General features: G+C 55.7%; 12 protein-coding genes and 1 pseudogene. 4 read left to right on the forward strand and 9 right to left on the reverse strand.

Going from position 1 to position 8,895, the window contains the following annotated elements:
* Positions 1 to 172: 172 nt before the first annotated feature.
* The 5 genes from ACREAY_RS07155 to ACREAY_RS07175 are packed head-to-tail and all read right to left on the reverse strand — an operon-like array spanning position 173 to position 3,780.
* Positions 173 to 457: a nuclear transport factor 2 family protein gene (locus ACREAY_RS07155; RefSeq protein WP_431755081.1), complete on the reverse strand. Its 285-nt coding sequence runs from the start codon at positions 455 to 457 to the stop codon at positions 173 to 175.
* A gap of 51 nt (positions 458 to 508) precedes the next feature.
* A complete protein-coding gene (locus ACREAY_RS07160; RefSeq protein WP_431755082.1) occupies positions 509 to 1,510 on the reverse strand; it encodes an aldo/keto reductase in 1,002 nt (333 codons plus the stop codon).
* A gap of 23 nt (positions 1,511 to 1,533) precedes the next feature.
* Positions 1,534 to 2,010, reverse strand: coding sequence for a hypothetical protein (locus ACREAY_RS07165; RefSeq protein WP_431755083.1), 477 nt, complete (start codon positions 2,008 to 2,010; stop codon positions 1,534 to 1,536).
* Entirely contained in the window at positions 2,007 to 3,053 is a 1,047-nt protein-coding gene (locus ACREAY_RS07170) for a tyrosine--tRNA ligase (RefSeq protein ID WP_431755084.1), read from the reverse strand. The genes ACREAY_RS07165 and ACREAY_RS07170 overlap by 4 nt, the downstream gene beginning before the upstream one ends.
* A gap of 28 nt (positions 3,054 to 3,081) precedes the next feature.
* Positions 3,082 to 3,780, reverse strand: coding sequence for a M48 family metallopeptidase (locus ACREAY_RS07175; protein ID WP_431755085.1), 699 nt, complete (start codon positions 3,778 to 3,780; stop codon positions 3,082 to 3,084).
* Between the two features lie 54 nt (positions 3,781 to 3,834).
* Here ACREAY_RS07175 and ACREAY_RS07180 point away from each other — a divergent pair, with 54 nt between their 5' ends.
* Entirely contained in the window at positions 3,835 to 4,062 is a 228-nt protein-coding gene (locus ACREAY_RS07180; RefSeq protein ID WP_431755086.1) for a hypothetical protein, read from the forward strand.
* On the opposite strand, the gene ACREAY_RS07185 is transcribed toward ACREAY_RS07180, so the two are convergent.
* The 3 genes from ACREAY_RS07185 to ACREAY_RS07195 form a co-directional block, all read right to left on the reverse strand.
* Positions 4,059 to 5,165: a DNA topoisomerase IV subunit A gene (locus ACREAY_RS07185; RefSeq protein WP_431755087.1), complete on the reverse strand. Its 1,107-nt coding sequence runs from the start codon at positions 5,163 to 5,165 to the stop codon at positions 4,059 to 4,061. The genes ACREAY_RS07180 and ACREAY_RS07185 overlap by 4 nt on opposite strands.
* Complete coding sequence (locus tag ACREAY_RS07190) at positions 5,165 to 7,117, reverse strand: DNA topoisomerase VI subunit B (protein ID WP_431755088.1); 1,953 nt, start codon at positions 7,115 to 7,117, stop codon at positions 5,165 to 5,167. The genes ACREAY_RS07185 and ACREAY_RS07190 overlap by 1 nt, the downstream gene beginning before the upstream one ends.
* 68 nt (positions 7,118 to 7,185) lie before the next feature.
* Positions 7,186 to 7,347 carry a hypothetical protein gene (locus tag ACREAY_RS07195; RefSeq protein WP_431755089.1) on the reverse strand — a complete coding sequence of 54 codons (162 nt, stop codon included), beginning with the start codon at positions 7,345 to 7,347 and terminating at the stop codon, positions 7,186 to 7,188.
* A gap of 81 nt (positions 7,348 to 7,428) precedes the next feature.
* On the opposite strand from ACREAY_RS07195, the gene ACREAY_RS07200 reads away from it, so the two are divergent.
* The gene (locus ACREAY_RS07200; protein WP_431755090.1) at positions 7,429 to 7,719 is read left to right on the forward strand and encodes a SemiSWEET family sugar transporter; all 291 of its coding nucleotides are present in this window, start codon (positions 7,429 to 7,431) and stop codon (positions 7,717 to 7,719) included.
* Here the strand turns inward: ACREAY_RS07200 and ACREAY_RS07205 are convergent.
* The gene (locus ACREAY_RS07205; protein ID WP_431755091.1) at positions 7,686 to 7,898 is read right to left on the reverse strand and encodes a hypothetical protein; all 213 of its coding nucleotides are present in this window, start codon (positions 7,896 to 7,898) and stop codon (positions 7,686 to 7,688) included. The genes ACREAY_RS07200 and ACREAY_RS07205 overlap by 34 nt on opposite strands.
* A 52-nt stretch (positions 7,899 to 7,950) precedes the next feature.
* Here ACREAY_RS07205 and ACREAY_RS07210 point away from each other — a divergent pair, with 52 nt between their 5' ends.
* Positions 7,951 to 8,157 (forward strand): hypothetical protein, encoded by a 207-nt coding sequence (locus ACREAY_RS07210; protein WP_431755092.1) that lies wholly within the window; start codon positions 7,951 to 7,953, stop codon positions 8,155 to 8,157.
* A gap of 35 nt (positions 8,158 to 8,192) precedes the next feature.
* A pseudogene (locus tag ACREAY_RS07215) lies at positions 8,193 to 8,895 on the forward strand (hypothetical protein); the annotation flags it as partial.

The raw sequence follows: 8,895 nt of genomic DNA on the forward strand, positions 1-8,895 counted from the left end.
CTTCTAGGCTGCATGGAACGCCGTTTTTGCCCGCGCCTAGATTGTTTTCTGGATGTTATGCACCGTGACAGCAGCCCCTCAAGGCATGCCGCCGTTTTCGGGAACAGAGAAACCGCGGACATTCCCGAGGGAATCACGGTGCGGCAATACTTGGCTGCTTCATAATATAAGCTCAGCCGGGAGCTAGCGCCTGCTGGATAATGGCAGTGTCGGTATACTGCCTGAACGAGGCTATCCTGTTGTTCCTGACGGCGTAGACGTGCGCAAAGGGCGCTTCAAATTCCTTGCCGGTCCTGGACCTGCCAGAGTATTTCCCGAGCACGACTATCGAATCGCCTGCGGGCATCCCTTGCATCGTGTTCCACTCGATGGCATCGTCACACAGCGAAAGGTATCCCTGTTTGTCACCGGCTTTGAAAAGCGCATAGAACTTTTTCACTAGCTCGATACTTGACATGCTGGGCGTTGGCTGCGCGGGCTAATAACCTCGACGGCTTTTTCCAGCTTGCTAGCGGTACTCGTCGCCGCAGTCGCCTATCGACGCATAGAGGTCGCGCGACTTGGCAGTCGCCCCTTCTATCTTTTTTCGGTCCTCGTCGTCGAGCTCTAGCCCAAAGACGCGGGCGTTGTCCTCCCTGTGCTCCGCGAGGCCAAGGCGCGCCCCTATTATGACGCCTGCGACTGCCGGCCTATCCATGACATAGCGCGCCGCAACGTTGGCAATGCTCACGCCATGCCCGTCGGCCACGCCCTTCAACGCTGCAAGCAGCTCCTGGAAGAGCTTCCAGCCGCCCCACGCGTCTATCATTTTCTTGTACTTGCGCAGGCTCTGCGTGTCAAGCTCTGCGATGGAAGGCTCTTCTCTATTCAGGTATTTTTCAGACAGCAGGCCGCCGCACACCGTGCCATACGCGTAAATCACGGAATTGTTTTTCCTGCAAAACTCGGCCATTTTTACAGCCGGCCTCTGGTCTATGATGGAGTACTGGACCTGGTTTGACGCTATCCTGACGCCGGCGTCTGCCATGTCCTGCATGTGCGCCGTGTCAAAATTGGTGAGCCCGACGTTGCGTACCATGCCCTTGTCGCGAAGTTCCGACAGGAACAAGAGCGCGTCAAGCCATGAAACGTTGCCGTAGTCCCACCAGTGGAACTGCACAAGGTCGATGCTTTGAACGCCCATCTTTTTGCGCGACCGGTCGATGCTCTGCTCCACAAATGACCTGCTCATCCTCGCCGGCTCGGGTACAAACTTTGTGAACGCCTGTACGTTTTTTAGCTCCTGTTCGCCCTTTTCCTCCGCGAGTTTCCGGCGAAAGTCGCCGATGAAGTCCTCCGCGGGCCCATAGATGTCGGCGAGGTCCCAGCTGGTAAAGCCTGCCTCGTGGTACTTTACCATCTCTGAAACGGCCTTTTTCGGTTCGATGTAGCCGTGGCCTCCTGCGACCTGCCACATGCCGTTTAGGACTCTGCAGACGTTCAGGCCGGGCGACAGCTGGTGCGTTTCCATGTGCACAGGCACTCTTGGATGGTTTATGTTTTATTCGATCTGAACAGCCTCGTCGCCTTGGCCATCAGGTTTATCGCGACGAAAAACACCGCCCACGCCAGAGTGGAGGCGACCATCGACGCCACATACGCCTCCGTGCCAGACTGCAAGAGCTGGTACTGGGCGCCTATCTTGACTGCGGAGAAGATGACTTCTGACACGGAAAACGAGGCTAGGAGCTTTTTCAAGTCGTTTTTTAGCTGCTTGTTATCCCTTTTGCCTGCAGCATCGATGTACTTGCCCCGGTTGTCGACGTAGAACAGGAGCGCAAAGGCCGGGATGTAGACTGCATATTCGGCTGCAAGCGTCGCGGCCGAGTTTGCCAGGTTGTTTTCGTTGTACCCCGCGTACAGCTGCGAGATGAGCGCGCCCGTCAAAAAGGCGCTGACGCCGGCGATCACGATGTTGCGGTTGAACTTTATCGCGTCGCGGTACTTGCCGTAAAATCCCGGCTTACTCAATTCAGCTGCGGCTCTTTGCCCTTGAAGTGCTTGTAGACCGGCTCGACTATCCTGTTGACGTATGTGGCAGTCGCGCCTTTCAGGTCCATAGGGTGGATCTTTTTAGCGACAAAGTCGCGCTCGACTTCTGCATAGCTTGCGTAGGTCGTGCTCCCGCCGTACTTTGCCGGCCGGTCTATCGTAAAGTCGTCAAACTCGTGAAAGACGACGTGGCGCACCAGCTCGAGCACCGGGTTTCCTTCAGACACCCCGACGGGGCAGAACGCCTTGGAAATCTTTTCTCGTATGGTTTTTTCGTCGTCGTGTATCAGTATGCCGCTTGCAGGCTTGCTCTTGCTCATCTTGCTCGATATCCTCGCGTCTTCCTCTGCGTTTTCGTCGAGGCCCATCTTGACCGGCTCGGCAAGCCCCGGCAGCAGATGGTGGTGCACGAGCACGGGCGCCTTCCAGCCCATCTTGGGGAACACTTCCCTTACCAGCATGTGGATCTTGCGCTGGTCCATGCCCGAGTGCACGATATCAAGGTCGAGCGCCTTTATGTCGACAGACTGCATGGGCGGGTACAATAGTTGTCCAAGGTCGAGCGCGTCCTTTTCGCTCCTGCCCATTATCGTGAGCGAGCGCATGGTCCGCGCAAGCGTCATGTGCTTTGAGAAGCGCACGAAATTCTCCCAATAGTCCGGCGTGTTTTTGTACAGCTCGCTGCCGGTGACAATGTTGACGCCGGGGCAGAACAGCCTGAACGCTTCAGCATAGTATTGCGACACCTGCCTTATCCTCTCCCAGTCGCCTCCCAGCTTGTCGTTGATGTACGTGTGCCAGTCTGCGAGGAAGACGGTGCAGTCGATGCCTGCCTTTATGAAATCGTTTATCTTGAAGCCGGTGAGCACGAGGCTGCCGATGTGCAGGATGCCGGAAATCTCGAGGCCGATGTAGTGGCGGGGCCGGGACTTTGTCTCAAAGAGCGCCTTCAGCTCGTCATCGGTGATGACCTCCTCCGTCGGCTCGCGCCTGACGAGGGCTATGCGCTCTGTAACGTCCATTGCTCAAGAAAGACGCGCCGCCCCAGTTCTATAAACTTTCTACCCCTATGACCGGCGAGTGGTCGTCAAGCCATTCTTTATGTTTTTCAAAGCCGGGATCGGCTGACGCGACAATGTCCCAGAACCTTTTCGAGTGGTTCAGCTCCAGTATGTGCGCCAGCTCGTGCACGATGACATAGTCGATGACGTCGACGGGCGCGGCGGACAGGAGCAGGTTAAAGTTGAGGTTGCGCTTTTTCGAGCAGCTGGCCCACCTCGACCTCTGGCTCTTTATGGCCACCCTGTTGTACTGCAGGCCCATCGTGGCGGCTATTGCCGGCAGCCTCTCTGCGATTATACTGCGCGTCTGCTCCCTGTACCACGCCGTGATGTGGCGCCTGTAACTTCTCTTGTCGGTGACGTGGAACGTGACTACCTTCATGCCTTCTGACATTGTGGCCGACGGCAGCCTGTCCTTTATGACGTGGTAGCGATAGCGGCTGCCGAGGTAATAGAGCGCGCCGTCCTCGTGGCCGGTGCGCTCCCTTATCATGTCATAGTGCTGCGCCGTCCTGGCTATCCACGATTTTTTGCTCTCTACGAACCTGGCCAGCCCGCCCTCGTCATAGCCGGGCGGGACCACCGCCTCGACGCCTCCGATGCCGGAGACGAGGCGAAAATGCCTCGCGCGGGCGCTCGTCCTCACCTTGATCTCAAGGGCCCTGCCGTCGGCCAGCGGCAAAATCAACGGGATTCCATTGCCGCTAAAGGATTTTAAGATAATGCTTTGCAAGATACCGCCATGCCTGCAGGCACGAGGATCGCAAACTTGGTCCAAAAGCTCGACTCGCTTGACTTCGACGAAGGGGTAAGGGTCGAGTCGAGGGGGAAAAAGATGTTTGTCAACAGGTCGCCTTCCGGCGCCTTTATAGTCCAGTCCGGCGACACCTTCCATTACATTGGCACGGCGGGGCAGGTGGCACGGCTTGTCAAAACGACTTTTAATAGCTATTCTGCCTGGGCGTACTAGATTACGCCGGCCTCTCGCAGCTTTTTCGGCAGGTACACTTCTGCCAGGTACTTGAAGCCGTGCTTGAAGAACGCGTCAAGCTCGCACTTTTCCTTCGTCTTTAGGAACAGGTCGAGCTCTTTTTGCCACTGCTTGTCCTGGAACCACGGCTTTTTCTTCATGTCAGACGCCCTCGTCAGGTCCTCGTCGGTGGCCGCAAGCCTTGCAACTTCGGGTATGTTGTATTCATAGATGTCTGAGAACATCATGCCGAGCACCTTTGCGTTTGGAGTGACCAGCCTGTCGCTGTCGTAGCTCAGTGACTCGCTGCCGATCTTGTAGCGGAGCGCGATGCCAAGACCCCACGGGTCGGCGTCTGCAAACACCACTATGGGTTTCTTCCACTCGTCGCTGAGCTTCTTGACCATCATCCTGGTCGCCCTGTCCGGCTCGCCAGAGCCTGTAAGCAGTATGGCATTGTATTTCTGGATAAAGCCGGACTTTCTGATGTTGTTAAGGACTGTGTCCTTCTCTACAACCATCACAAAGTCGGCCTTTACCTTGACGATCTCGACGTCGCGTATGTTGGTCGGTATCAGCTGCGATGTCGCCCTGCTCCCGAGGTTGCAGTCGATGATGTCGCCTCCCACTCTGAGCGTGATGGGGCCGGAGATCATGCCTTTTGGTTTTGAAGTGACTGAAAATTCTTCCCTCGGAACGCCAGTCAAAAGCTCTATGGCCTTGATTGCGTCGTCCGAGTCTTCCTGCCCGCGCCAGAACTTTTGCTTGTTCTTTTCGTCGCCGACGGTGCTCAGGGTCGCGTAATACATGCCCCTGATGGTGCTTTCCATCTCCTCGTCCAATAGCTTCCTGACCGCGTTTGCCATCACGAGGTACTGCGCAAACGTGGGTATCTTTTTCGTGCTGTCGGGGCTCACCTTGACCTTCTTGTCGCCTATGGTGAGCATGCGCTTTTCGTCCGACCAGACCGTGTTGTCATAGCCGACCTTTGGCACGTCGAGCACCGGCATGGTCTTTTCGAGCATCAGGTCGGCGCTGACGTCCTTCATTATGACCCTGATCTTTTTCATGACGTCCAGGTGGCCCTTGTCGCTTGTCGGCATTACTTTTTCTTCCCCTTTTTGCTCATCAGGCCGTCAAGGGTGGTCTGGCCTTTCTTCTTTTTGGGCGCCGACCTGCTCCCCTTCTTCCTCGCCGCGTTTATCGCTATCTGTTTTTTGTCGCGCTTTACTACCTCGCCGTCTATTTCTACCTCGACGGTTTCGGCCTCTTCGTTGATGCGCTCGCCAGTTATCTTGTCCTCCTTCTCGTGCACGGGGAGGCCCGCTATCTCGCCAGAGACGTGCTTTTCTGCAAGTTCCGTGAACGCCTGCTCCAGCTTTTTGGCGTCGACGGTTATAGACTCGGAAATGGCGCTCACGATTAGCGGGATGTAGTGCTTGTAGAGCGACAGCCTGCCTGCCGCCTCTTTCATGCGCAGCTCTTTGCGTATCTGGGCGCTCACCTTGCGATACAAATCCGACAGGCACGCCTTCATGTAGCGCTTCAGCTCGCCTTCAGACGCAATGCTCTCCTTGCCTGCAGTCTTGTACGGTATTTTTGTGGAGCAGATGTGGAAAAAGATGTGCAGTGGCAGCAGTTCGACGGCCCTGTCTGATTTTGCATCGGGGTTTGCGAACTGCTCCTTGACCTCTTTTTTCGAAATGCCCATCTTGTTTATCTCGACTTCTGCCACCACTTCCCTTGCGACGTCAGAGCCTTCGTCGTACAGCAATGGAATCTTGTTTGCAAACCTGTAGAGCTTGAAAGAGCCAATGTCGCCGCCGTACGCGATGCCACACTCTACAACGGTGGGCCGGTTGTTGATGACACACGTCCTTGAAGAATAGGCGGTAAGCGCCGGCTTTAGCACCTTGACTGATATCTGCGACTGCGACACGCCGTTCTGCTGCTCCTCCCTGTTCGTGATTATCGTGTATTCAGAAGTCATGCCTGCGGTCAGGATCTCTTCGCCGATGGGGCTCAGGTGGTCGGTGTTTGGCATGTGGAATTTCGTCTGCTTGCAGACGTTGACGACCTTGATGAGCTCGTGTTCGTCGTACCTGTCGGCCGGCTTGGGCTCAAGGCCGGCCTCTGCTATTATCTGCTTGGCCTTTTCGCTCGACAGTTTCTGGAACGAGTCGGCAAGCACGCCCTGCAGGGTCGTCTTCTGGTTCATGTAGTTCATGATGGCCTTTTTGAGCGTCTGCAGGTCCATTTCGGCAGGATGCGGCAATACCTCTTTTGCCGGCTGCGGCATAATCTCGGTCCTGCGGTCAAAAGTGACCTTGCCCTCGTCCGTCTCGAATTCTATCACCGCGTAGGGGTTGACGACGCTGGTCTGGCTAATGTACTCGTTTATCTTGTTCTTTATGTTGGACCTTGTGATGGGCGAGAGCCTTGCGCGCAGCACAGCCTCGACTCTGAACCCAGAATCGCCGGGAATGCTGGACTCGCCTTCCTTGAGCACCCTCTTTGCCAGCACGATGGGCCTGTTGGTGCTGATATCGGTGCGCAGCTCGAAATAATATTCCGATCCTTCGTCGCCGGGCTTGCTCCATACCTTTAGCGGGTGGTCGGTGTCCTTTGTCGAAAACGCGGCAATCATTTTCAGCCCGACGCCAAAGAGGCCGCGCTGCTGCTTTTCGACATACTTGCCCGAAGTCAGGAACGAGCAGACTGCGACCGGCACTTTATCGGATGGGATTCCAATGCCGTTGTCCTGGCAGGTTATCGTCCACATGTCGTTGGCAGGATCCAGCACCTTCAGGGAAAGCGACACCCTCGGGAGTATGTGGTTAGTCTCGCAAGAGTCAAGCGAGTTTTCAATGAGCTCGCGCACAGCCATGTATAGGATGCGCTCCGTGGTAAAGCCTGCAAGAGCAGAGTTGTCTACAAAGAACTCTGACTCGGCCTTCTTGTCGTATTTCACCCTGCCCCGGTGAACCGCCTGCGTCTGCGAAGCCGGGACATTGAGGGGCTTTGCAGAAACCTCAGCGGTGGCCTTTTGTGTCAAACGTTGAGAAGTGTCTTGATAACTCAATTTAACTTTTTACGGAAATATTGTTGACCTGGTGGTAAATCTCAATCAAACTGCGATCCGTACGGCGTCCCGTGGGTCTTTAGCTCCTGCATCTTAAAGCCGGCGCATTCCAGCATTATCCTCTTCTTGCCCTTTTGTATCACGATATAGTCAGAGCCCGAGCCCACCACCGCGCCGTCGACAAGATCCTTCAGCTGCGCCATGATGCTGTAATGTCGGCATTATAATATAATCGCTGGCAGGCTCTAGGTCTTAATACCAAGCCTGCTGCCCGTCCTGTGCCCTTGCAGCTCGACACCCTTTTTGTGACCATAGTGGGATCGATGGCCGCGACCCTGACGACCAGCAGCTTTGTGCCCCAGATGGTAAAGGCGTACAGGACAAAGAGGATGCAGGACGTGTCGCCTTACCTGATGGCGCTCTTTGCGTCCGGCACGACACTCTGGCTGGCCTACGGCATATTCAAGTCAGACTGGGTGATAATAATAGCAAACGCCCTTGGCACCGCCTTTAATCTTGTACTGCTATACATGAAGTACGCCTACAAGTCGTCAAGGCTCGACGAAGCAAGGTGATAGGGGTTGCTCCTCTCGGCCTGGTTTATCAGGGCGACCGTGTTTCTGACAAGCTGGTAGGTGCTGTCGTGGCACGGGCATGCGCACATCCTCGTCACCGGCGACTCGTTGACGGTCTCTTTAAAGTGGCCTTCGCACTTGCCGTGGTTGTTCTCTGTGCAGTCGGCTGACTTGGCCACACACTGGTGTGCGCAAATGCATTTAAAAATCCTGCCGATCTTTTCAAAATGCATGGCAAAGAAAAAGGACGTCAAGGTGGACACCACTGAAAACGGGCTGGTGGTGTCGGTGGGGGAAAAGTCGCTGTCCGTGAGCAAGAACAACGTATTGCAACTCACAAACGAGTACGGCAACTCTGTCACCTACACCATAGACGCAGGCAGCTTTGAAGGCCTCTGGTCGGCGCTCTGGGAGTTTGTCAAGGACCGCCAGCACTAGCCATATATTTTGGGTCATGAATTGACCACCGGCCATTGCTAGACACTTTCAAGGCCAGCCTGGACCCTTCCCTCTTCAAGCTTTACCGCAAGTACCTTTATTCCCGGCACAGGGCGGCCGGCGGGCTGTCGCAGGCAGAAGTGATACACGAGGTTGCAAAAGAGCGCCTTGCAAAAATGTCAGACAAGTTCCGCAAGAACGCGCCATATTTCGACCCCGGAGAGCAGTTGCATGTAAAAATCGCCAACCACGCCCTGAAAAGCCCGGTGGGCATGGCGGCCGGCTTTGACAAGGACTGCGAGATGCTTGTGCCCACATCATACGTCTTTGGCTACCTGAACCCCGGCAGCGTGCTAAAGAACCCACGCGCAGGCAACCCGCAGAAGAGGCTGGCAGTCGACGACGGGCGCCAGGCGCTGATAAACGCGCAGGGCTACCCGCACAAGGGCCTCGACCACACCGTCAAAAACCTGCGCAAATTTTCACAAGGCCCCAAAGGTCATGCGGAAATCCTGCTAAACTTTTCCGGCATCACCGACACGTACACAGAAGACGCCGTGCTGGACGCCTGCACCGACATTATCCACAAAACCGGGCCGTACGTCGACTTTGGGTTTGAGGACAACCGGGCCTCACCAAACACCGACTTTAACAGGGTGCTCCAGTCGCCCGAGTTTACGAAAAAGATGGTCGACCTGATGAACTCGCATGTCCCCGGCGGCCTGCTAAAGGCGTCCA

This window comes from Nitrososphaera sp. (assembly GCF_050748925.1).
Classification (GTDB): domain Archaea; phylum Thermoproteota; class Nitrososphaeria; order Nitrososphaerales; family Nitrososphaeraceae; genus Nitrososphaera.